Below are 21951 nucleotides of genomic sequence, written 5' to 3'. Positions count from 1 at the left end.
GACGGATCGACTCCGGCAGCGGTTCGTGTGCAGGTGGCCGGCCGGTCTAACCCCGCAACTCGTCCTCGTCGTCCGGGACGGCGGTCTGCTGCGCCAGGACGTCGGCCTCGTCGGCCTCCGGATCGGTGGCGCGCAGTGATCCTGCCCCGCCGGGGATGGCGGTCAGCTGCTGCTCCTGGGCATCGGCCTCGGGGACGTCGTCGGCGGGAGCAGTCGTCTCCCCGGCGAGCTCCGGGCCGCCCGGGAACACGGACTGCTGCTGCTCCTGGCGGTCGGCCTCGGTTACCTCGGGATCGGTCACGTGGAGTCTCCAGACGGTCGGAACGACGGCGCGGTGCCGGCGTTCGTCGTCCTCACCTGCCCGCGGCACCGGTCGCTGACACCCCGGGGCGATCCCGCCACCACGGTCCAGCGGTGGCCGGCACGTGACCGGAGCGCTCCCAGGGCGCACAATCGGGCGCGTGTCCGCACCCGGCGAGTACGAGTACGCCCCGTTCCGCATTCCCGCGGGCACGTCCCGTTCGGCGGCAGCGCAGCTGATGAGCATGCAGTCCGACACCGGCGGGTGGGAGCTGGCCCGGCTCCAGCTGCACGCCGACGGCACCCGCAAGGTGATCATGCGGCGCCGGATGCGGCTGTCCTACCTGCCCCGCCCGATGGTGTAAGGACCCCTTCCTCCCCACCCCTCGCAAGCTCGGGGCGGGACCCGGGAAGAGGCCTTCAGGGCTTCAGCACGACCTTGCCGACCGTGCCGCGGTCGGCGATCGCGGCCATCGCCTGCGGGGCCTGGTCCAGTGGCAGCACCTGACCGACCAGCGGGCTGATCGCGCCGTCGGCGAACAGCCGGCACAGCTCGTCGTGCACCATCCCGAACACCGTCGGTTCATGCTTGCGGTACAGCCCCCAGTGCAGGCCCACGACGCTGTAGTTCTTCACCAGCACGTGGTTGGCCGGCGCTGAGGGAATGCGGCCGCTGGTGAAGCCGACGACAACCAGCCGCCCCTCGAAGGCGATGCACCTGCGCGAGCCGTCGAACACGTCGCCGCCCACCGGGTCGTAGACGACGTCGGCGCCGTGCCCGCCGGTGAGCTCCTTGACGACCGGGACGAAGTCGTCGGCGGTGTAGTCGATGACGTGGTCGGCGCCCAGCTCGGTGCAGATCGCCGTCTTGCGGGCACCTCCCGCGGTGGCGATGACCTTGGCGCCGGCCGCCTTGCCGAGCTGGATCGCCGCCGTCCCGACGCCCCCCGCTCCGGCGTGCACCAGCAGCCACTCCCCCGCCTGCAGCGCGGCCCGGCGGTGCAGGCCGACGTAACCGGTCTGGTACGTCAGGTACAGCGAGGCGGCCTGCTCGTTGGACATCCCGTCGGGCACCGGCCACGCGGCGTCGGCGTCCATCAGCGCGTACTCGGCGAAGGCGCCCGGGCCGCCGGACGGCGATCCGAGCACCCGCTGACCCGTACCCACGATCTCACCGCACAGCTCGACGCCGGGGGTGAACGGCAGCGGCGGGCGCTCCTGGTACTTCCCCTGGGCCATCAGCACGTCAGGGAAGTTCAGGCCCGCGGCCCGCACCTTGACCAGCACCTGCCGCTCTCCCGGCGTCGGCTGATCGACCTCGTCGAGGGACATGACCTCGGCCGGGTCGCCGAGGGAGTGGACACGCCATGCACGCATGCCCCCGACCCTGCCAGAACGGTGGTGACCGGGGTCACTCGGGGCGCGGGATGTCCCGGCAGGCATCGTCAGTTGTGCGCAGCCGAGTGAGTTGGAGCGTCGGGCAGCCGCCGTTGCAGCAACACGTACCGAGGCACCGTGGACCCCCTCTACGACATCCCCGTGCTGGCCACGCTGGGGCGGCTGTCGGCGGAACTGACCGCCGGGGCGTCGTCACAGCAGCTGGTCGAGCTGCTGGTGGACGACCTCTTCCGCCCGTACGGCCCGGACTTCTCCATCCGCTATGACCTGCCGCCGGCCGCCCGGCAGCTCACCCTGCCGTGATGGCCCGCCGCGCGATGACCGAGGACGCCGCCTCCGACGTCCTGACCGGGATCGGTCAGCGCAGCAACCGCACGCTGCGGGAGATGGCCGAGCAGGTCGTCCACAGGGGCGGCATGGAACCGTGAGCGTCGGTTCGGACGCCGTCCGGTCTGCCGCCGGTACGCTGCCGGGGGTTCCGGGACGCCCACGGGACGTGAGAGACAGCGGACGGACGAGAGGGCGACCGGTGGACCGGCTGCTACGGGCGCGCCATGGGCTGCCACTCGGCGTCCTCGCCTTCTTCATGGTGCTCGACCTCGTCAGGCCGCCCGGGCAGGTGGTGCTCGGGCTGGTGGTGATCGCCCCGCTGGTCGCCGCCAGCACGGTCGGCCGCCGGGCCACCGCCGCGTACGCCGCCCTCGCTCTCCTGGCGGCGGTGCTGTTGGGCGTCTACGACCGTCAGTACCAGCCGGACGTCGTGGCGGCCCAGGGCATCCGGCTGTTCGGCGTGGCCCTCGGCGGGGCAATCGCCCTGGTGGTCTGCACGTTGCGCCAGCGGCGGGAGCTGCTGGTCCGCCGGCTGAGCGTGGAAGCGGCGACGTCCCGGAGCGCCGTCCAGATGGCCGAGGCTCTGCAGCGGAGCCTGCTCACCGACCCACCGCGGGTTGCCGGGCTGGAGCTGGTCGCCCGCTACGTGCCGGCGGTGCAGCACGCTCGGGTCGGCGGTGACTGGTACGACGCGTTCGCCACTTCGGACGACTCGACGATGCTGGTGATCGGGGACGTCGCCGGGCACGACGTGGCGGCCGCGGCGACCATGGCCCAGACGCGTGGGGTGCTCCGCGGCATCGCCTCCGCGGTGGTCGGGTCACCCGCCGCGGTGCTCAGCTCGCTGGACCGGGCCCTGCGCCGCCTGCAGGTCGACACCCTGGTCACCGTGACGGTGGCCACCCTCCGCTCGGACCTGCGGGACGGGACCGTGCGGCTGTGCTGGTCCAACGCCGGCCATCCGCCACCGGTGCTGGTCTCCGCCGACGGCGACGCGTCCGTGCTGCAGCATCCGGCGAACCTGCTGCTCGGGGTCGCCGCCGACGTGCCCCGCACCGACCACGCGCTGCGGCTGGAGCCCGGGGACACCGTGGTGCTCTACACCGACGGCCTGGTCGAGCGCCGTAGTTCGACCCTCGACGAGGGCACCGCCTGGCTGGTGCGGGAGCTCACCGCCCTCGCCGGCCGGCCGCTCGAGCAGGTGTGCGACACGTTGCTCGCCCACCTGCCGGGCACCTTCGAGGACGACGTGGCCATCCTGGCCGTCCGGGTCGGCGACGGCGCCTGAGGCCGACTCAGCGCATGGACGGCGGGCGCAGCGCAGCGGGGACGGCGGCGGTGTCGCCACTGGCCGTCTTGGCAGCCGGGACGCCGCGGAAGCGGTACGGGACCGCGCCGATGCCGGGCTGGACGACGTAGGCGGCACCGGGCTCGGCCCCGGCCCAGGCGGCCACCATGGCCTCGGCCACCTCCCGGGCGCTCAGCACCGGGAAGCCGGCGGCCTCGAACTCCTCGCGCAGCGGATCGATGATCGCGGTGTCGGCGAAGCCGGGGCAGATGGCGGAGATGGTGATGTTCTCGGCGACGAGCTTGGGCGCCATCGACCGGACGAAGGCCACCGCGCCGCTCTTGGCCACGCTGTAGCCGGGGTCGGTGGCCATCGGGGAGAGCCCGGCCAGCGAGGCGGTCACCACGATCGAGCCGCCGCCGGCCCGGCGCAGCGCGGGCAGGGCCGCCTCGGCGCCGTAGACGACGCCGAACAGGTCGACGTCGATCACCTTGAGGAACTCGTCGACGTCCAGGGCGTGCCGGGACTGTCCGGCGATGCCGGCGTTGAGGAAGGCGGCGTCCAGCCGGCCGTGCTCGGCCTCGACCTGGGCGACGACGGCGGCGTTGGCGGCCCGGTCGGTGACGTCCAGGACAGCGAAGTGCGCGCCGAGGTCCGCGGCGGTCTGCCGGGCCCGGTCGCTGTCGAGGTCGGCGAGGACCACGGTGACGTCGCGCTCACGCAGCAGACCGGCGAGGGCGCGGCCGAAGCCACCGGTCCCGCCGGTGATCAGCGCGACGTTCCCGGGGGCGGGTGATCCAGGGGCGAGAGTGGTGTCGGTCACCCCTGGATCACACCACAGCCGGACCAGGCCCTCAGGCCTTCCGTAGGAACCGGTCGAGCACCCTGATGCCGAAGTGCAGCGAGTCGACGGCGATCCGCTCGTCAATGCCGTGGAACAGTGAGGCGAAGTCCAGGTCGGCGGGCAGCTTGAGCGGGGAGAAGCCGAAGCACCGCATGCCGAGGGTCTCGAAACTCTTGGCGTCGGTGCCGCCGCTCATGGTGAACGGGACCGGGCGCGCTCCGTCGTCCTCGGCCTTGAGAGCTTCGACCATGAGGTCGACCAGCGGACCGTCGAAGGTGGTCTCCACGGCCTGGTCCTGGACGATCCACTCGCGCCGGACGCCCTCGCCGATCAACTCGGCGAGTTGGGACTCGAAGGCCTCCTCCTGGCCGTAGAGGAAGCGGCCGTCGATGGTGGCGCTGGCCGAGCCGGGGATGACGTTGGCCTTGTAGCCGGCCTCGAGCATCGTGGGGCTGACCGTGTTGCGCAGGGCGGCGCCGATCATCCGGCTGATACTGCCCAGCCGGGCGAGCGCCTCCTCGGGTGAGTCAGGGTCGATCTCGATGCCGTAGGCGTCGCTGACCGCGTCGAGGAACTGGCGCATGGGCGGGGTGAGCACGGTGGGCAGCCGGGCGCTGCCGATCCGGGCGACCGCATGGGCCAGGCGGGTGACGGCGTTGTCGTCGTGCACGAAGGAGCCGTGGCCGGGCTTGCCCTGCGCGGTGAGGCGCATCCAGGCCAGGCCCTTCTCGGCGGTCTGCACGAGGTAGAGGCGCAGGTCGTCGCGGACGGTGATGCTGAAGCCGCCGACCTCGCTGATCGCCTCGGTGCAGCCCTCGAAGAGGTCGGGGTGCTCGTCGACCATAAAGTGGGCGCCCTTGCGGCCGCCGGCCTCCTCGTCGGCGACGAAGGCCAGCACGATGTCGCGGTCGGGCTTGACGCCGGTGCGGGACCAGTCGCGGACGACCGCGAGGGTCATTGCGTCCATGTCCTTCATGTCGACCGCGCCGCGACCCCAGACGTAGCCGTCGCGCTCCTCCCCGCTGAAGGGGTGCACGCTCCACTCGCTGGGGTCGGCCGGGACGACGTCGAGGTGGCCGTGCACGAGCAACGCCGGGCGGTCGCGGTGGGTGCCCTCGATGCGGGCGACCAGGTTGGCCCGGCCGGGCTCGGACTCGTGGATCACGCTGGAGATGCCGACCTCGTCGAGCTTGCCGGCGACCCACTCGGCGGCTTTGCGTTCGCCTGCGCTCGTGGCGGTGTCGCCGGTGTTGGTGGTGTCGATCCGGATGAGGTCGGAGAGCAGCTCCGCGACCTCCTGCTGGGCGCCGGCGAGAGGCGCGGGCGAGGGCTGCGACATGCCGTCGATCCTGCCATCGGGCCCTGTCCCGGACCCGGCGTGCCCTCCGTTATGCTCGTCGACGGCGCTCCTCGCGGTGTGCCCACCTTGTCCGGGTGGCGGAATGGCAGACGCGCTAGCTTGAGGTGCTAGTGCCCTTTATCGGGCGTGGGGGTTCAAGTCCCCCCTCGGACACAGTCTCGGCACGGTTTCTGCTGGTCAGCCTCCGTGCTCACTATCGACCCTGGCACCGAGGGGCCGATGGAGCGTTGCTTCCTCCGGAACTCCGCCGGAGGACGACCGTGGGGTGAACGACGCGGGTCCGCGGCTACCGAGACGGACCAACTCGGACTCGTACGCGAAGACGACGGCCTGCAGCCGGTCACGGAGCCCCAGCTTGCCCAGTACCCGCGTGACGTGGGTCTTCACGGTCGTCTCGGCCAGGAAGAGCTCGTGGCCGATCTCCGCATTGGACAGCCCGCGGGCCAGCGCACGCAGCACGTCCAGCTCGCGGTCGGTCAGGTCGCGGCAGGCCTCGGGAAGCGTGCCCGGCGGCATGGCGGAGGGCTGGTGCACGAAGGACTCCACCAGTCGCCGCGTCACGGTGGTGGAGAACGGCAGGTCTCCGGCCGCGCAGGCGCGCACCGACGCGACGAGCGCGGCTGCGGGCGTGGTCTTCAGCAGGAACCCCGAAGCTCCGGCACGGAGAGCCGTGAGAACGTACTCATCGAGGTCGAACATCGTCAGCATGAGCACTCGGGTGCCGGGGCAGCCCGCCAGGACGTCCCGCGTCGCCGTCAGCCCGTCGCCGCCGGGCATCTCGACGTCCATCAGCACCACGTCCGGGCCGAGCGCTCGGGCGGCGGCCACGGCCAACGGGCCACTGGAGGCCTCGGCCACAACTTCGATGTCGTCGTTGGCCGAGAGGATGGCGCACAACCCCTCGCGCATCAGGTCCTGATCATCGACGAGCAGGACACGGATGCTCACGACGGCTGTCCAGCGGTCAGCGGCAGGCGCACGTGGACGGCGAACCCGGATCCGCCGGCGTGCGTTCCGGTGCTGAGCTCGCCGCCGAGCTGGTGCACTCGCTCGGCGATGCCGACCAGGCCGTAGCCGGAGGGCGCCTGCGGGCCGGGCCCTGGCCCGTCGTCTTCGATGTCGACGATGACGACTTCCGGTCGGGTGTCGACGCGCACCACGACGTGCGCGCCGGGGCTGTGCCGCAGGGCGTTGGTCAGCGACTCCTGCACGACGCGGTGCACTGCCGCGCCGGCGTCCCCGGCCGGCACCTCGTCTGCGTCCAGGTGCACGTCCAGACCCGCACTACCCATGCGGTCGACCAGCGCCCGCAGGGCCTGCCCGTAGCGGTCCGAGGGGACCGTGCCGCCGCCGAGCGGGCTGCCCTCGACCGCAATGAGCAGCCGGCTGAGCTCCCCCACCGTGTCGGCGGCGGTGGCGAGGACGCGGTCGAGGGCGACACGGGCACGCTGACGATTGCACGGGAGCTGGGCGGCCGCCGCGCCCGCCTGCACCGTCATGAGACCGACGGCGTGCGAGACGACGTCGTGGAGCTCCCGCGCGACCGCGAGCCGCTCAATCCGGACCGCCCGCTCCGCGCCCGCCCGCAGCCAGGCCTCGCGATCGTCGGCCAGGCGACGGGACGACCGGGCCCACTCATCTCCTGCTCGCGCCACCGAACCCCCCGCCGCGGCAGCGCCCACGACCACGAGCAGGACCGGCAGGTTCTCCGGGAGCACGGCGACCGTCGCGACAGCGGCACCGACCACGAGCACCACCCCGCCACCGACGTCGAGAAGGCCGCCGCGGCGCACAACGGCCCAGATCAAGGTGCTCGCGGTGACCAGCAATCCGACACCGACGAGGACCGGCTGCGTCACCACGGACAGGAGGGGCAGCAGTCCGCAGAGCAGCGCTCCCCAGCCGGGAGCTCGACGGCGTAGCCCGACCGCCGCGGCCGCGGCGCAGCCGAGCAGCAGGGACTCGTCGCCAGCGGTCAGCCCGACATCCGGCAGGCGCACCGCCACGTACTGCTCGACCCCGGCCAGGAGCGCGGTCCCGAGCGCCAGCGCCAGGTCGCTGCGATGACCGTGCGCCGCAGGCGCGGGCGGCGCCGGTGGCGGTGCCGGTTCTGCGGCGGCCGAACGGAGCAGACCGAGCAGCCTGCGCAACTCCTGGACGGCGGTCTGCCCCTGGGCCTGCACCGGCGCGAGGGCCGGCGCCGGGTCCTGCTCCCACGTGCACGCCGCCAGCCGGGCGGAATCGGCCATGCCGAGGACGGCGGAGCGGATAACCATCTGCACGTCGGCTGCCAGCCGGGCGCGCTCGGCCAGCACCGCCTGACGGACGGTGTGATCAGGGGACATTGCGGCCAGATGCCGATCGCGCCCCCGCTCCGCAAGGGCCCTCCGAGCGGCGCCGATCGCGAGGTGCAGCCCGCCGAGGGCGGACAGGCAGAGAACGCTGCCGAACATCCACTCCGCCGGACCGGCGGCCTCGTCGAGGGCGGCGGCGATCCCCACGGCAGCCACCGCAACCACCGCGACGAGGGACAGCCACCGTCGGGACACGGGCGAACCGTAGCGAGGACTGGGTTTCGCCGACGGCTCCCGGCTCGTCCTCCGACTGGTCGAGCGACACCCACGCCGTGGGCGACTGCTCCTCAACGGAAGCGGTCGCGCTTCGCCGGCGTGTGCGCATGTAGCGCGTCTCCCGTCGCACACCCAAACTCACGCCCACTTACCGGGGAATCCGACGCGTCACAGGACTACCCGTCTCCCGCCGATTCCCCATCATCGCTGTGGGCCTCTGACCACGGGTTGACCCGCCCTGGCCCGAGACGGGCAGTACCGGTCCGATCCCAGCCGTGACCCTGGCCCCCGACGCCCGGCTGCACCTGGACCCAAGCGCCACGCACCCGCTTGTCGACCCCGGGTCACCATCCTGCTTCTGGCCGCGAAACCGGACACCGAGGACCGCGACGATGGCCGCCAAGGCCGACTGGCCCGCCGACCCATCGGCCTCCCGGCGGCGTGCCAGTGGCGTGCCAGTGACGAGCACGCCACCTCGGCGGAGGATGGGGGTGCGCGAGATCGCGGAGGAGGTTCCCGCTGGGGTAGACCCTCGTGTCGGTGCCGAGTGGTGGATGACCGTTGGACTGACGGCCGCGCGCAACTCCGGCCGCTCACCGGGCCTCGTCAACCGGCCATCTCCCTATCCGTGCGAGATGCTCGACATGATCAGAGAGGGGAAACGGATGGCGACCAACGGGCCTGATCCGGCCGAGTTCCTGGAGCGGGCGCAGCGGATGCTGCGCGAGCTGTTCGGCGATCTGCGGAGCAGTGACGACCCGTGGGGGGAGGTGACGCGTCGACTGGGCGAGCGCGCCCAGACCCCGCACGGCCACCGAGAGCCCAGCTCCGGGGAGCAGCGGGAGAACCTCACGTTCGCGCTGGCGACGCGGGCCGTCGAGGCGCTCGAGGACCTGGCGCTCAACGTCGCGGCAATCCGTCAGCGCCTCGAGCGCGTGGACGCGCATGCTGCGGAACGGCGGCCCGAGAGTGAGGGACGAGGCCCGGACAAAGCTGACACCGGGCAATGACCTCGACCCTGGATCCGACCTGACCATCAGGCGGATCCTCGGCGCTCCACGTGGAGGTGGTGCCGGCTGGGCCAGTCGTCACCACGGTGTCATCCGGCAGAACGAGGGGCCGTCCCGGTCGGGCCGGCACCGTCGGACCGTCGTGGCTTGTCCGACCCGGACGGGGTCCGGGGCGCCGCGTCAACGACCCGTCAGCCCGCCGTCACACGGCCGCTGTCATGGCTTGCTGCCGGCGGCCACGGACGGCGGAGCGCCGAGGAACCGGCTGACCTCTGCCTGCTCGTCCGGGGACAGGGTGGTCCACCGCACCTGGCGGACTCCCCCGAGCTGGGTCGACAGGTCGAACGCGGACCGTCGGTTCCACCTGCTGTTCGGATCGAGTGCACCGCCGGGCCCGTGGCACTGAGCACAGAACGGGTTGCGGCCCTCCCGCACCGCCCGGTCGTAGAGTTCCTGGTCGTAGCGGAACTCTCCGCGTGGCTGGCCCAGGTCCCAGACCAGGAACGCAATCGCGCCGGGCGGGGTGAGGCTGACCAGGTCCCTCGCAATCCCCACGGTCACGTCCAGGCCGGAGCCCCCGCTCCGCACGGCGTCCGTCGTACTGGCCGTCGGGTTTAGCGTCTGCCCGGCGGCGTAGGCGTCGTCCGTGACGAAGTAGGTCACCCCGGCGATCACCACGCCGATGAGCAGTCCGCCGCGGATCTTCGGGGATCGCGGCACGTGCGGCGAGTGCGGGACGTGCGGCGAGTGCGGGACCTGCGGCGAGTGCGGGACGTGCGGCGAGTGCGGGACCTGCGGCGAGTGCGGGACCTGCGGCGAGTGCGGGACCTGCGGCGAGTGCGGCTCGGGCGCCTGGACGTGCGCCCCGGACGTGGTCGGGCTGGAGTGCGCGGCGGTTTCCGCTCCCGGGGCAGCTCCGCCCGCGGCTGATGTGGTCGTGGTCGGTGGCGTACCCGTGGTGGGGCTCGGCGGGGATGCCGGGGACGGTGTCGAGGGCTTCGGCGGCCGGTGCTCGACGCCCCGGCCCCAGAGGGCCTTCGACACGTCCGAGGTCCGGCCACCGACGCTGGTGACCACCAGGTGGACCTCCCCTGGAACAGGGCCGCCTGCTGCCAGGGCCGCCCTGGTCCGCCGCAGCAGGCCGAGCACCAGAATTCGGCCCTCCACGTCGCGGGCCGATTCCACTCGCAGGATGAGGTCGTCCACGTTCTGGGCGAGGTTCTTGGCCGGGTCGATCGCCGTTGCCGAGCGCACGTTCCCGGTGGCCTTGTAGGACTTGTTGTCCACGAGGTGCAGCTCACGGGTCCGGGTGTTGTAGACGACCCCGTCGAAGCCCGGGTTGGTCGTCTGGTGGCCGGCCGAGCCGCTCGGCCCCTCGAAGAAGATCCATCCTTCCTTCTGTGGGTAGAGCTCGAAGCCCATGCCCTGCTCGCCGGCGTACCCGCGCACGTGCCGCGGGTCGGTGGGCTGCCGTGCCACCCCCACCGCCGTGCCCTGCGCGATGGGCCCCGGACCACCGCCCTCGAGCACCGAGGCTCCGGCCGCTTCGGCCTCGCGCTCGGCGGCGCTGCCGGGGTCGGCGGCCGGCTCGAGTCCCCCGCGGCGCTGCTGCAGGACGTGGGCGAGTTCATGCGCCAGCGTCGAACGGCCGGCCGTCGTCTCCAGTGGGGGCACGTCCTGCCCCAGGTGCACCTGTTCACCGATGGTGAAGGCGCGCGCGCCTAGCTGGCGGGCGGTGGCAGCTGCGGAGACGTCCTGTCGGACCCGCACACCGCTGAGGTCCTGGTTGAAGCTCGCCTCCATCATCGCCCGTGTCGCCCCGTCGAGCGGCGCACCCCCCGCCGCCCCCTGGCCGGCCGCGGCACCTCTCGTGGGCTGGACCAGCCCCCGGACGGCCTGGTTCCCGACCGTCTGCTGCAGGTCCAGTGCCCGCGGCCGCGGCTGGCGACGCTGGGCGTTCTCGGGTGCCGGCCGGAGCGGGCCGGCCCGTCGCTCCCCGTCCCGGACGAGCAGTGCCACGGCGTTCATGTGGAGCCTCCCCTTCGAGGGGATCCCTGGGTCACGGGCTGATCCACGTACGTGGCCGGAGCCCCGGTCACGGTCGGAACCGGAGCGGGTTGAGCTGGCCCCACCATCCCACGCGGAGGACGTCGCCTCCGGCGCTGACCAGCTCGGTGCCACTGGCCACCTGGAACCCGCTCGCGTCGCCACGGCCCGTGAGCGTGCCGTGCACGTCTGCCGTCCACCAGAGGATGGCCCCGGTGCCGGGGACCTGGAGATGCAGGTAGACCGTGGCGTCGATCTGCTGACCCGGCTTCGCGGACTTCGAGTAGAGGAGCACGTCCTGACCGGCGGACGGTCCGTGGTCACGCGCGCGGTGGGCAAGGCGCTCGATCCGCTCCTGCTGCGACTCCCCCGGCTCCCCCGGCTCGTCCTTCGCGTCTCGAGTCCCGGTTCTCCCTGCCTCAGGCGTCGGTGCGGCCTTGCCCGCCACCGGTGCGGTCGGCGGCTTCACGTGGGCCGCGACGCGGTCACCGGACCCCGCATCGGCGGGCAGCCCGGGTGGGGCCCCGGAGGTCCGTCGCGCGAGGGCCTGCCGGACCTGCTGCCGCAACTGCTCGGCGGTGACCTGGCCGGGGTGCCAGTCCAGGGTGATGAGGTAGGCGAGGTCCTCCTGGGACACGTCCGTGGTCGCGGTCAGCATCAGCTGCACCCACTGGGATCCGGGGACGACGAAACTGCCGCCCTGGGTCTTGCGGATCAGGGCGGTGAAGAAGGCCCGCTGAGCCGGCGAAGCGCTCCGCAGCAACCGCTCCATCGCGGCGGCCTCGTCGACGGCCCGATCGGCGTCCGCCGGCGACGACCCCGGGATCCCCAGACCGTGCGCACCCGCAGCACCTGCGCCCTGACCTGCCCCGGACCCGCCGTCCGGACGCCGGGTCCCCTCAGCGGTGGTCCCCTCGGCGGACGCCCCCGGCGCGGACGTCCCCGCAGCGGCGGTCCCCCCGGCGGACGTCTCCCCGGCGGCGGTCCCCGCAGCGGACGACGCCCCGATCTGACCGGAGCCGCCAGTGCCCCCGGAGCCGCCGGCCACGGCGGTCACGTTGCCCTCGCTCCGCCCCGAACCGCTGGTCCCGGCCGCCGCACCGAGGTTGCCCTCGCTCGACCCCTTCCCGGCCACCGCGACGCCGGCTGTGGTGTCGTCCTTGCTGGTCCCGGCGCCGGCGCTCGCGGCCGCGACGCTGGTGCTCCCCGAACTCGTCCCCGCACCGGCGGTCGCCACACCGGCCGACGTCGTGTCCTTGGCGGCCCCGGCCCCCGCGCTCAGGGCCGCCGCCCCGGTGTTGCCGGCCCCGGCCCCGACGCCCACCGTGCCGACGGCGTAGCCGGTCGAGTCGTAGACGACGCCCGCGCTCACGGTGCCGTAGCTGGCACCGCGGGACAAGATCGAGATCCCGACTCCGGCGTTCGCCGACCCTCCCCCGGTGCTCCCGATGCTGATGCCGAAACCGATGTTCGCTCCGCCGACGGGCAGCGTCTTCGGCGGGGTCTGCGCATCGGGCTTCTTCGCATCCGGCTTCTTCGAGGCGGTCTTCTTCGAGGCGGTCTTCTTCGAGGCGGTCTTCTTCGGCGCCGTCTTCTTCGGCCCGGTCTTCTTCGGGCCCTTCTTGGTCGGCTTCGCCCTTTGCTTCTTCCCCCTCGCCTTCTTCTTCGACTTCTTCTTCCCGGAACCGATCACCTCGTAGGCCAGCACGCCCGGTCGGGCGGCCAGGTCGGTCGGCCCGAAGCAGATGGTCTCGCCGGGCATGAAGCGGTACGGCGGTGGCATCGGCCTGCTCTGCAGCCGGGTACCCGGCGTCCAGTGCTCACCCGTGATCCGCGAGGCCAGCACGGCGTAGCCATGGACCTTCGCCACCTTGGCCCCGGCCTGCTTGGCCGTGGTGACGTCGTAGATCTCGCGGTGCTGGAAGTCGATGATGTCCGGCTGGACGAAGGCCGCGACCGCGGTCATCGCTGCCTCGCCGCCGGCGATGGCGTCCAGGGCGCCTTCGCCCCTCCCGGGAGCGGCAACCTTCCCCGGATCCGCGCCGATCCGGCGGTTCTGGCTGCCCTTGCCGCTGCGGAAGTTCCGGGCGAACTGCCGGATGCGCCGTCCGGCCGGCCCGGTGCACGACATCTCCCAGAACTTCTCGACGTTGCTCGACCAGCACGAACTGCCGCCGACCGCGCGGTAGTAGGCGAGCATGGTCAGCTCGGCAGCCGTGTACCGGAAGGGGTGGTGCGCCGGGAGCGACTGCCCCGGCGGGCACGGGCCCCAGCGGGCTCGCTGGATCCCGGGCGGTGCCCCACGCGACCCGGACTGCTGGACGACGTGGGTCAGTTCGTGGGCGAGCAGGGCCCGGCCGGTGCGGGTGGCGGGGGCGTACTGACCGGCGGCGAAGACGACGTGCCGGCCGACCGTGAAGGCCAGCGCTCCGACCGCCTGTGCCGCGCGCGCGGCCGCCGGGTCGTCGTGCACCCGCACGTCGGACAAGTCGTACCGGAACAGTGGCTCGAGCTCCCCGCGGGTGCCGGCCGGCAGTGCGTGGCCGCCGCGCCCGAGTCCGGCCACGTAACCCTGCACGTCCGCCCCGGAGCTCTGCGGCGCCGGTGCGGCCGGGTGCCGCCGCAGTTCTACCGGGCCGGGCCGCTCGACAGCGGGACCGGCCGGCGTCCCCGCGCCGGCGGAGCGGAGCTCCGCGTCGCCACCAGCGTCGTCCCCGTCGTCCCCGCCAGCATCCCCGCCGACCTCGTCCTCGACCTCCCCGACGTCCTCGACGTCCTCGACGCGGTCGACGTCGGGCGGTGTGTCGACCTCTGACGCCACGTCGACCGCTGGCTCCAGGTCGGCATCGAACCCCGGTCCGGTCTCGTCCGCCGGGTCCAGCGACCGCTGCAGCTGATCGACCAGCGCGGGTCCGGGCCGCGGTCGGGCATCGCTGGTGGGCGGCGCCCCCAGCACCGCGGCCGACATCCGCTCGGCCTCCTGCTCGTACCGGTCGCCAGCCGGTCCGATCCGCAGCCGGGGCTGCAGCGCCGTCGCGTTCTCCTCCTCGTCGTGACAGCCGCAGGGTTCCCGGCCTCCGCACCGCTGCACGAGCGCCGCACCCGGCAGCATCGGTGCGGCCGACAGCACGGGCACGAGCCGGGTGGTCGCCCGGTTGCCGATCCGGGCCTGCAGGTCCAGCACCGGCGGCAGGTTCGGGCCGGGACGAGCCGGCTCGCGGCCAGGACGTCCCCGGGTCGGTGCGGCGGCGGACACCGACGGCACCCGCTCCCGCTGGTGGGCGGTCATGGCGGACCTCCCGGCTGCTCCGTGCCCGCGGTGGCCGGCCGCGGGAAGGCGGTCAGCGAGCGCAGCGTGCGGTCGAGCAGTCCCAGGACGCACTGCTCCTGCGATCGGTCCAGCCCGAGCCGGTTGGCGTGCAGGTGCAGGACGTCACCGGCCATCTGCTCGACGGACCGCGTTCCGCTGCCGCCGGCTGCGCACCCCGCCAGCGCCGTGACGAGCGGCCGCGCCGACTCCCGTCGCCGGGTGAGGACCGTGCCCACCGAGGCACCGATGCGGTCCCACGGCTCTCCCGCCACCGCCCAGGCGCCGTCGTCGACGGCCCCGAGCAGGGCGCGCAGCCGGTCCTTCCCGCGCCGGAACAGCGGTCCGGCCGCGCTCGTGCCGGCCGCCAGCTCTCTGGCCCAGCGGGTTGCCGCGGCGGCGTTCGCGCCGGTCAGACAGCCCAGCAGGTCGGCGAAGGACACCAACGCGAGTTCCAACGGGTCGGGCGCTGCGGGCGCCGGGCCGGCGAGCACCGTGAGCAGCCCCCGGACGGCGGTGCTGTCGGCGCACGCGAGACGCTCGCAGATCGCCGTGGTCTCCGGCCCGCCGTACCTCTCGAGCTCGCGGTCGTACGGCTCCACCGTCAGCCGCGTGCGCACACCGGAGCCGATGGCCGTCACGGCCCACCGCGTCAGCTCCGGCAGTGCTCGGTCGACGAGCGCCTCCCCCTGGCCGTGCAGGCGCAGTCGCAGCTGGGGCGCGGGATCTGCGTAGCGGACGAAGAACCAGCCGTCGGCGTCCCCCCGGTCGACGAGGCCCTGCGCGAGAGCGCCGAGGGGCCCGGTCAGCAGGGCGTCCTCCGTCCGGCGCGGTCCCTCCAGGACCAGGTAGAGCCACTCCGACCCGGGCGGGCGACGCCGCGCGCCGGCCGGGTGCCGGATCGCTGAGGGCACCGGAGGTGACGGGGGGCCCGGGCGCGCCGCTGTGCGGACCAGCGGCACCACCAGCTCGACGACGTGCCGGCCCCGGGGGCCGGGGAGCCAGGCGTCCTCGGGGGCGGGCAGCCCCTCCTGCAGGTACACCGGACGGCGACCGGCAGCGCGGACCGCGGCGACCAGGTGCGCCCGGTGCCCGGGGTCGTCGAGGTCGAGCAGCAGCCGGTTGTCGGCGCTGGTGAGATGGACCAGCCGCGGTACGTGCCACCGCTCCCGCCAGTGCTCGATCCACGCGGACGGCTCCGATGACGTCGTCCCGGCAGCCCCGGCGGTCGGGGGCCCGAGCCGCCACTGGGCCGGGGAGAGCACCACGCGTCCGCGGCGGACGCGGGGCAGGAACGGCATCCCGGCCAGTGGTCCCCAGTCGAACGGGGACAGCCAGGTCGTCCCGTCGCCGGACAGCTCGAGCATGGACCGGCACAGGGGTGGCGCTCCGGCGGGGTTGAGCATGTGGCCCTCCGCGAGGACCAGCGGCCGGTCCTCGCGGTCCCACCACAGCCGGAATCGCCCGTCCTGGACGGCGACCGACACCTCGTCCACCCCGACCACCCGGTCGGGCGGGAGGGTCGGCGCGACGCCGACCGGGAGCTCGTGGCACCGCACCACGGGGCGCACGGCCACGTTCGCCGACCGGGCCCGCAGCGGCCGGTACACCAGCTCCGCCACGACCGGGGCGGTCGGTCCCGCCGCCCCGGTCACCGCCTGCTCGGCGTCCGCGGCGGCGGTCAGGAGCCCCGTGGCGCACGGGCCGAGCAGGTCGGCGAACCGCCCCAGGCCGCGCCCGGCCGCCTGGGCGCCGAGATTGGGCCCGACGACCAGAAGATAGCGACCGAGGTCGAGAGCCCGACGGCTGCTCGCCGCCAGGAAGGCGCTGAGCTCCACGGACGGCGGCAGGGCCGCGGGAGCCGGGGTCCACATGGACAACCGATCGACGAGCGCGTCGTCGAGCTCGACCCCGGCGCACCCGGTCCGGATCGACTCCGCGACGAGCTCCTGCAGGGCAGCCGTCCGCTCCCCGGAACGGCCGTGGTCCCCGGCCGCGCCCACGTACCCGCTCGGCGGCCCGAGGCCGAACCGGGGGTCGAGCAGCTCCAGCAGGCCGACCCGGCGCTCGCCGTACCGCTGGTGGAACGCCGACCGGTAGCCGGCCAGCGGGTCCGCCAGCGGATCGGGGTGCAGCCGGAACAGCAGGTCCACGGCGGTGGCGGCGTCCACGGCGACGGACCGGGCCAGCCCCGACCCGTCGAAGGTGAGCGCCGAGTCGACCTGCAGGTGCGCGCCGGCCTCGGGGTCCGGTTCCTGGTCCGGTGGGCGTGGGCCGTCGTCCGCGACGGTCGCCAGCCGCCGGGACAACCCGGTGAGGGCAGCCGCTGCCTCGGCTGGCTCGGCGGTGTCCACCCGATGACATTCATCGGCGACCGCCCGCAGGCGGGTGCACCACGCGCCGGCCGGGTCGGGAGGTGCCGCGGCCGGGGACGGCGGGGTGCCGAGCGCGCGTTCGACCGCCGCGCCGACCCAGGCCAGCGGGTCCCCGGTCAGGGTGGGCAGCACCTCCGGCAGCAGGAACTGGCGCTCGGCCAGCAGGTCCAGCACCTCGTCGGCCCTGCCGTCCCCTGCCCCCGGGTGGGAGGTCGCGACCGCACGCCGCAGCTCCTCCCGTCCGATCGGGGCGCGGGCCAGCGCCAGGACGCGCCGGACGACCGGCGTCGCCCGGACCGAGACGTCGGGACCGTTCCGCACGCCACCGGTACCGGGATCGGTGAGGTGGTATCGACCCTCGTGCTCGAACACGCAGCGGTTGGCGTACAGCCGCAGCCGGGGGCGCAACGCGGGATCGGCCGACAGCTGCAGGGCGAGCCCGGTCAGCCAGCCGAGGTCCGGGCGGGTCCGGGTCCGCCGGCGACCGGCACCCACGGCCAGGTCGGTGCAGTCGGCCCAGCGGGCCAGGCCGACGGCGGCGAAGCCACCGAACGGCGTCGGCCGGGTCGCCGCCCGGATGAGGTAACGCTGCAGCGCCGCCCGCGCGGCGGGTGCGGCACCCATCGGGCGGTCGACGGCCGCGGTCAGGTCCGCCGATGCCACCGTGACCGCGAAGCGGAACTCCGGGTCGGCGACCCACCGGTCCAGTTCCGCGCCGGACGCCGCGAAGACCGACGCGGGCAGCAGCGGCGCGCGGACCACCACACCGTCCAGCGGGCGGTACAGCGGAGTGGTCGCCGGGCTGCGGGTCATGACAGCAGGAACACCCTGTCCCAGGACGGCCCGGCCGCGCCGACGTCGTCCTGCCGTGGTCCGAGCAACGCCAGCGCGACCCCCGGGGCGCCGTCGAGCAGGCCCGGATGGTCCACGAGGACGCCGTCCGGCTCGACGCTCCTGACCCCCAGCACGGTGGCCGCGTCGAAGCGCGCGGCCAGCTCGGCGGACATCGAACGCGTCGTGGCGGCCACGTCGGGATCCGGCAGGTCCTCGGCGAACCGGTGGAGGACCTGCAGCAGCCCGGCCGAGCCGTGGCAGAAGGTCGGCGTGGACAGCAGCCAGCGGTCGGGGGGACGTGCTGCGATCGCCCGGACGGCCCGGCCGGCCAGCAGCTGCCACCGCCGCTCACCGGCCGCGGCGCCGGCCAGCCACAGGCTCCGCGCCACTCCGGGCGCGCCGTAGCACCACGCGGCGCGGCCCGCCGAGCACGGGTCGGGAACGGGGCCGAGGACCGGCGCCAGCGGGACGGCGTCCGGCCAGTCGGGGCCGTCCGAGGTGTCGAGCCGGTGCTCGACCAGCCAGCCCGCCGTGCTCTGCAGCGCCTGCTCTCCATCCGGCACCGGCAGGCCCGCGGTCATGGCCAGCGCCAGCAGCCCCAGCGGTCCGGGTACGCCGTGCGCCAGGCCGCAGTTGTGGTGGCCCGAGGGGTGGACCTTCCGCAGGCTGCCGGCAGCGAGGGAGGCGGGCGTGTGCCACGGGCGGGGGTCGTCCGCGGCCGACAGCAGCCGCGCCAGGACGGAGAGGACGACCTCGAGGCTGCCGGCCGCCGATCCGGAGCGGCCGGCTGCGTCACCCGGTGACAGCCGTCGGGTGAGCAGGTACGCGCCGACACCGGTCAGCCCGGACACGAGGTCGAGGTCGCCGGCCGCGCACCCCCGCACCGTGGTCAACCGTTCCGCCGCCGACCGCACCGGCTCCTCCAGGGCCGCGTCCACCTGCCCGAGAAGCCGGCCGTAGCGCGGCCGACCCGCGGCCAGGAGGAGCGCGGCTGACCCGACGCCGGCGAGCCCGGAGAACAGCGAGACGTCGTGCGGTCCGGCCGCTCCCACCGCGGTCTGCAGGTGCAGGTGCCCGAGGCGGTCCCAGCCCGCCCCTGGCTCCCTGCGGTCCAGCTCGGCACAGAGCACCGCCGTGCCGGCGTGACCCTGGGCCAGGGACGCCGGGCGCCACGGGAGCTGCGCGGCGTACCGCGACTGCCGGGCATGCGCGACGACCGCGCGGCCCAGCGTCTTCGGGTCCGCACAGCGCCGAGCGATCTCGACGGCGACCCGGGTCGCCGGGTGGGGCGGGCCGCCCACGTCGCGAACCGGCACGGTGGTCGCGGTCATGGCTCGCGGCAGCCGGAGCGGCAGGTGAAGCAGTGGGTCTGCGCGTTGGTCTGGCAGAAGTCGTCACGACAGGTGTGCGCGCAGGTGTTCGCGCAGGTGACGCGGCAGGTGTTCCCGCAGGTGTTCCGGCAGGTGTTTGCGCAGGTGTTCCGGCACGTGTCGGGGCAGGTGTTGACGCAGGTCGCCGGGCACGTGGCATGGCAGGTGTCCGGGCAGGTCGGGTTGTGCGTGTCGCACGTCTCCCCGGGGACGTCGCGCCCGGTCGGCAGGTACAGCTCGACCCCGTCGCCGGACGTCAGCTCACCCCATCGCAGGTCCAGGTCGAAGTCGTCGGCCGGCCCCGCGTCACCGAGCACCTCGAGCCGGACGGCGCCGCTCACGGCACCGTCAGAGCTGGTGAGCATCCTGACCTCCGGTGTCCGGCCCCGGCGCGCACACCAGCTCCTCCAGGCGGCGACCCAGGGCCTGGGTGGTGGCATGCAGCTCGTTCACCGCACCTACGAGGACGCCGGCCAGTCCGGCGTAGTCCACCGCCAGGAGGCCGTCCTCCCCCATCGGCAGGACGAGTTCGGGGAAGACGTCCTGCACGTCCTGGGCGAGCACCCCGGCGCGACGCGCACCTCCGGCATCCCGGCCCTCATGCCGGAGGGTGAAGCTCACCGCCCGGACGCGGGCCAGCCGTCCGGCGACGTCGTCGAGCTCGGTGATCCTCGCCTTCAGCCGAGCATCGGAGGGGTTGCAGAACGTCACGGCGCACGCGGTGCCGTTGACGTGCAGGTCGAACGCGGGGGCGGTGGTCCGCACCCCGAGCGGCCCTGCGACGGTGGCCTTGCCCGTCACCTCCAGGTCGGCCGGCTGCCCGCCGCCGACGTGGACGGTCGTGCCGCTGTCCCAGTTGAGGAAGAGACCGTCGAACCCGTCCGCACCGGCCTGTTTGCCGTCCACGTGCCGCACCCGGAGCGAGCCGTTCGCACCCGCGCCGACCACTGCGTTGCCGTGCACCGCGAGGGCGTCGAGAGCACCGCCGCCGGCCGTGAACGGTCCGTCCACCCGTAGCGCGGACGCTGCGTGGACGGGACCCTGGAAGACCGCCTGGGTCGTCGCCGTCAGCGCCCCGTGGACGGTCACCGTCGAGGAGAAGTCGGCCGCGCCCGCCGTGGTCATCGACGAGGACAGGTCGACCGCGCCGTCCACGGACAGCGTGGGCGCCCCTGGCCCGCTGACGGTCAGCGGCCCGGTGATCAGGGCGCCGCCGACGACCGTCAGGTCGCGCCGCGCGGTGACGTCCCCGGTCACGCTCAGTGCCGCCCCCAGGTGGACGTCGCCGGAGCTCCCGGACACCGAGAGGACCTGGCGCGGCGGGCCCGTGGCAGGCAGGACCCTCAGGTCGGCGCCACCGTCCTCCTGCGGCACGAGCTCGACCGCCGGGGACTGCCCGGCCGAGACCCCGGCAGCCGTGACCGGTACCCCTAGCTCGAGCCGTCCCACCCGGCTGCCCACCAGCCGGCGGGCGCCCGCCACCAGCCCGGCGACCTCACCGTCGCCGGTCAACGTCACCGAGGCCAGCGGGAGCTGGAGGCCGTCGTCGAGGAAGGTGGCCGGCTTCACGACGCGGAGCCACGGCGTCTGGCGCAGCACCAGCAGGCCGGCGTCCTTCTCCTCGGTCTCCCGCCAGGTCACCGTGACCAGGTGGTCGCCGCCCTGCAGGCCCGTGGTCTCGAGCACGACCCCGGCCGCGGTCACCTGGACGGTAGGGATGTCCTGCACGCTGCCCGGCTCGGCCAGCGGGTCGACGACGGCCCTCCCCCCGGCAGCGAGGACGACCACGCGTCCGGCGCCGTCGAGCGCCGTCCCCGGGGCCACGGTGACACCGGCGGCGCCGACGGTGCCGGAGACCTGCAGACCTGCGGCGACACCCGGCGTGCAGAGCGCGGTGTTGCGCGCGGCGTCCGCCGCCAGCAGGTGCCGCTCCATGTCGGTCCGCGACTCGGCTCTGTCCGTCGAGCCGCTGATCGGCGTGCGGTTGACGCCGTTGAGGTTCCAGTACTGGGTCCGCACCAGGTCCGTGCTCATCGCTCCTCCATCACCGCACCGGGACGCACATCGTTAGGTGACCGTGAGGACCCGGGGGACGTCGGCCGCCCCGCTCCCCGCCGTCGCCCCGTTCCCGGGCCCGGCGGTGTCGGGCGCCGCCGCGTCCTCGAGCAGCTCCGCGAGCACCTGGGCGGCGCCGCTGATCCGCAGCATCGACTCCCGCAGGGCCGTCTCCCGCTGCACGAGCTCGCGCAGCTGCACCTCGCCCCGCCGCAGCTCCTCGTGCAGCTCGGCCAGCCGCGCCGACATCCGCGCGTGCACGTCGGCGTCCCCCGCCGCGCTCACTGCAGCCCCACCAGGACGGGGACGACTCCCCGGCCGGAGGCCAGCGGCGCCATGGCCTTGCCGATGACCGCCCCGCGGGAACGGGCCCGGTCGGTCGCCTTCTGCGCGTGGCCCCGCGTCGGACTCGTCGTCAGGGGATCCCCGACCTCGATCGGAGCCACGTCGGCGTCCACCTTGCAGTACGCCCAGGAGCCGAGGGTCACCATGCGCCCCATCTGCTGGTCGCGGACCTTAGGGCCCGGCAGGGATCAACTCCAGGATTGGGCTTCGGGGGTCAAGCTTGGTGAGGTGACCACCGGTGTGTCCGATGAGGCACTGGCCGAGAAGTTCGCCAGCGTGTTTCCGCACCTGAACGAGCGGCAGCGTCGGCTGCTGGCGGGGGCCGAGGCACGTTCGCTGGGCCGGGGCGGCACCGCCCGGGTGGCCCGCGCCAGCGGGTTGCACCCGGAGACCGTGACCGCTGGGATGGCGGAGCTGACCGGCGGCGCGCCGGTGACCGATCGGGTGCGTCGCCCCGGGGGCGGGCGCCGGCCGTTGACCGAGACCGACCCGACGCTTCTCACCGATCTGCAGCGGCTG

The 21951-nt window shown here is 74.1% G+C and carries 19 protein-coding genes, 1 tRNA gene and 1 pseudogene; 7 read left to right on the top strand and 14 right to left on the bottom strand.

The annotated features are described in order from the left end of the window. Window positions 1-46 precede the first annotated feature (46 nt). Entirely contained in the window at window positions 47-301 is a 255-nt protein-coding gene (locus BLW04_RS18820; protein WP_091544845.1) for a hypothetical protein, read from the bottom strand. Between the two features lie 160 nt (window positions 302-461). On the opposite strand from BLW04_RS18820, the gene BLW04_RS18815 reads away from it, so the two are divergent. Continuing rightward, window positions 462-665, top strand: coding sequence for a DUF5703 family protein (locus BLW04_RS18815; protein ID WP_091544822.1), 204 nt, complete (start codon window positions 462-464; stop codon window positions 663-665). A 55-nt stretch (window positions 666-720) separates the two neighbouring features. Here the strand turns inward: BLW04_RS18815 and BLW04_RS18810 are convergent, their stop codons facing one another. Next, entirely contained in the window at window positions 721-1677 is a 957-nt protein-coding gene (locus tag BLW04_RS18810; RefSeq protein ID WP_091544820.1) for an NADPH:quinone oxidoreductase family protein, read from the bottom strand. Window positions 1678-1815: 138 nt separating this feature from the next. On the opposite strand from BLW04_RS18810, the gene BLW04_RS18805 reads away from it, so the two are divergent. From BLW04_RS18805 to BLW04_RS18795, 3 genes are all read left to right on the top strand, one after another. Further along, window positions 1816-2001: a hypothetical protein gene (locus BLW04_RS18805; protein WP_091544818.1), complete on the top strand. Its 186-nt coding sequence runs from the start codon at window positions 1816-1818 to the stop codon at window positions 1999-2001. Then, on the top strand, window positions 2001-2126 hold the full coding sequence (locus tag BLW04_RS18800; RefSeq protein WP_139306905.1) for an ANTAR domain-containing protein: 126 nt from the start codon (window positions 2001-2003) through the stop codon (window positions 2124-2126). The genes BLW04_RS18805 and BLW04_RS18800 overlap by 1 nt, the downstream gene beginning before the upstream one ends. A gap of 101 nt (window positions 2127-2227) precedes the next feature. Further along, a complete protein-coding gene (locus BLW04_RS18795) occupies window positions 2228-3316 on the top strand; it encodes a PP2C family protein-serine/threonine phosphatase (RefSeq protein ID WP_254781781.1) in 1089 nt (362 codons plus the stop codon). 7 nt (window positions 3317-3323) lie between these two features. On the opposite strand, the gene BLW04_RS18790 is transcribed toward BLW04_RS18795, so the two are convergent. Together BLW04_RS18790 and BLW04_RS18785 are read right to left on the bottom strand one after the other, a co-directional pair. Beyond that, window positions 3324-4139, bottom strand: a complete 816-nt coding sequence (locus tag BLW04_RS18790) for an SDR family oxidoreductase (RefSeq protein ID WP_091544814.1) — start codon at window positions 4137-4139, stop codon at window positions 3324-3326. Between the two features lie 31 nt (window positions 4140-4170). Continuing rightward, window positions 4171-5499: a M20/M25/M40 family metallo-hydrolase gene (locus BLW04_RS18785; protein ID WP_091544813.1), complete on the bottom strand. Its 1329-nt coding sequence runs from the start codon at window positions 5497-5499 to the stop codon at window positions 4171-4173. 89 nt (window positions 5500-5588) lie between these two features. Between BLW04_RS18785 and BLW04_RS18780 the strand changes: the two genes are divergently transcribed. Beyond that, window positions 5589-5673, top strand: a tRNA-Leu gene (locus BLW04_RS18780). Window positions 5674-5697: 24 nt separating this feature from the next. On the opposite strand, the gene BLW04_RS18775 is transcribed toward BLW04_RS18780, so the two are convergent. Then, the gene (locus tag BLW04_RS18775; protein WP_091544811.1) at window positions 5698-6468 is read right to left on the bottom strand and encodes a response regulator; all 771 of its coding nucleotides are present in this window, start codon (window positions 6466-6468) and stop codon (window positions 5698-5700) included. Further along, window positions 6465-8069 carry a sensor histidine kinase gene (locus BLW04_RS18770; protein WP_091544808.1) on the bottom strand — a complete coding sequence of 535 codons (1605 nt, stop codon included), beginning with the start codon at window positions 8067-8069 and terminating at the stop codon, window positions 6465-6467. Before BLW04_RS18770 ends, BLW04_RS18775 begins: the two co-directional genes overlap by 4 nt. A 512-nt stretch (window positions 8070-8581) precedes the next feature. On the opposite strand from BLW04_RS18770, the gene BLW04_RS18765 reads away from it, so the two are divergent. Next, window positions 8582-9100: a hypothetical protein gene (locus BLW04_RS18765; protein ID WP_254781780.1), complete on the top strand. Its 519-nt coding sequence runs from the start codon at window positions 8582-8584 to the stop codon at window positions 9098-9100. A 216-nt stretch (window positions 9101-9316) separates the two neighbouring features. Here BLW04_RS18765 and BLW04_RS18760 read toward each other — a convergent pair whose 3' ends face one another. From BLW04_RS18760 to BLW04_RS18725, 8 genes are all read right to left on the bottom strand, one after another. Next, window positions 9317-11128 (bottom strand): eCIS core domain-containing protein, encoded by a 1812-nt coding sequence (locus tag BLW04_RS18760; RefSeq protein WP_091544807.1) that lies wholly within the window; start codon window positions 11126-11128, stop codon window positions 9317-9319. A gap of 67 nt (window positions 11129-11195) precedes the next feature. Next, a complete protein-coding gene (locus tag BLW04_RS27660; protein ID WP_217631115.1) occupies window positions 11196-14435 on the bottom strand; it encodes an eCIS core domain-containing protein in 3240 nt (1079 codons plus the stop codon). Further along, window positions 14432-17641 carry a lantibiotic dehydratase gene (locus BLW04_RS18750; RefSeq protein ID WP_091544805.1) on the bottom strand — a complete coding sequence of 1070 codons (3210 nt, stop codon included), beginning with the start codon at window positions 17639-17641 and terminating at the stop codon, window positions 14432-14434. Before BLW04_RS18750 ends, BLW04_RS27660 begins: the two co-directional genes overlap by 4 nt. Continuing rightward, window positions 17638-18993 (bottom strand): lanthionine synthetase C family protein, encoded by a 1356-nt coding sequence (locus tag BLW04_RS18745; protein ID WP_091544803.1) that lies wholly within the window; start codon window positions 18991-18993, stop codon window positions 17638-17640. The genes BLW04_RS18750 and BLW04_RS18745 overlap by 4 nt, the downstream gene beginning before the upstream one ends. Then, a complete protein-coding gene (locus BLW04_RS18740) occupies window positions 18990-19373 on the bottom strand; it encodes a hypothetical protein (RefSeq protein ID WP_139306904.1) in 384 nt (127 codons plus the stop codon). Before BLW04_RS18740 ends, BLW04_RS18745 begins: the two co-directional genes overlap by 4 nt. Before the next feature lie 7 nt (window positions 19374-19380). Next, window positions 19381-21066 carry a tail fiber domain-containing protein gene (locus BLW04_RS18735; RefSeq protein WP_091544799.1) on the bottom strand — a complete coding sequence of 562 codons (1686 nt, stop codon included), beginning with the start codon at window positions 21064-21066 and terminating at the stop codon, window positions 19381-19383. Window positions 21067-21099: 33 nt separating this feature from the next. Beyond that, window positions 21100-21372 carry a hypothetical protein gene (locus tag BLW04_RS18730; RefSeq protein WP_091544797.1) on the bottom strand — a complete coding sequence of 91 codons (273 nt, stop codon included), beginning with the start codon at window positions 21370-21372 and terminating at the stop codon, window positions 21100-21102. Further along, window positions 21369-21587 (bottom strand): hypothetical protein, encoded by a 219-nt coding sequence (locus BLW04_RS18725; protein WP_091544795.1) that lies wholly within the window; start codon window positions 21585-21587, stop codon window positions 21369-21371. The genes BLW04_RS18730 and BLW04_RS18725 overlap by 4 nt, the downstream gene beginning before the upstream one ends. Before the next feature lie 73 nt (window positions 21588-21660). Between BLW04_RS18725 and BLW04_RS18720 the strand changes: the two are divergent. Beyond that, window positions 21661-21951, top strand: a pseudogene (locus BLW04_RS18720) (ISAzo13 family transposase); the annotation flags it as partial.

It is taken from the genome of Modestobacter sp. DSM 44400 (genome assembly GCF_900107175.1).
Taxonomy (GTDB): domain Bacteria; phylum Actinomycetota; class Actinomycetes; order Mycobacteriales; family Geodermatophilaceae; genus Modestobacter.
Note: the sequence above shows the minus strand (reverse complement) of the source record. Positions and strands in the feature narration are given on the sequence as shown.

Coding starts and splice junctions, on each gene's coding strand:
- BLW04_RS18725 (WP_091544795.1), bottom strand. CDS start 21,587: ATGGGGCGCATGGTGACCCTCGGCTCCTGGGCGTACTGCAAGGTGGAC.
- BLW04_RS18760 (WP_091544807.1), bottom strand. CDS start 11,128: ATGAACGCCGTGGCACTGCTCGTCCGGGACGGGGAGCGACGGGCCGGC.
- BLW04_RS18800 (WP_139306905.1), top strand. CDS start 2,001: ATGGCCCGCCGCGCGATGACCGAGGACGCCGCCTCCGACGTCCTGACC.
- BLW04_RS18745 (WP_091544803.1), bottom strand. CDS start 18,993: ATGACCGCGACCACCGTGCCGGTTCGCGACGTGGGCGGCCCGCCCCAC.
- BLW04_RS18735 (WP_091544799.1), bottom strand. CDS start 21,066: ATGAGCACGGACCTGGTGCGGACCCAGTACTGGAACCTCAACGGCGTC.
- BLW04_RS18785 (WP_091544813.1), bottom strand. CDS start 5,499: ATGTCGCAGCCCTCGCCCGCGCCTCTCGCCGGCGCCCAGCAGGAGGTC.
- BLW04_RS18750 (WP_091544805.1), bottom strand. CDS start 17,641: ATGACCCGCAGCCCGGCGACCACTCCGCTGTACCGCCCGCTGGACGGT.
- BLW04_RS27660 (WP_217631115.1), bottom strand. CDS start 14,435: ATGACCGCCCACCAGCGGGAGCGGGTGCCGTCGGTGTCCGCCGCCGCA.
- BLW04_RS18810 (WP_091544820.1), bottom strand. CDS start 1,677: ATGCGTGCATGGCGTGTCCACTCCCTCGGCGACCCGGCCGAGGTCATG.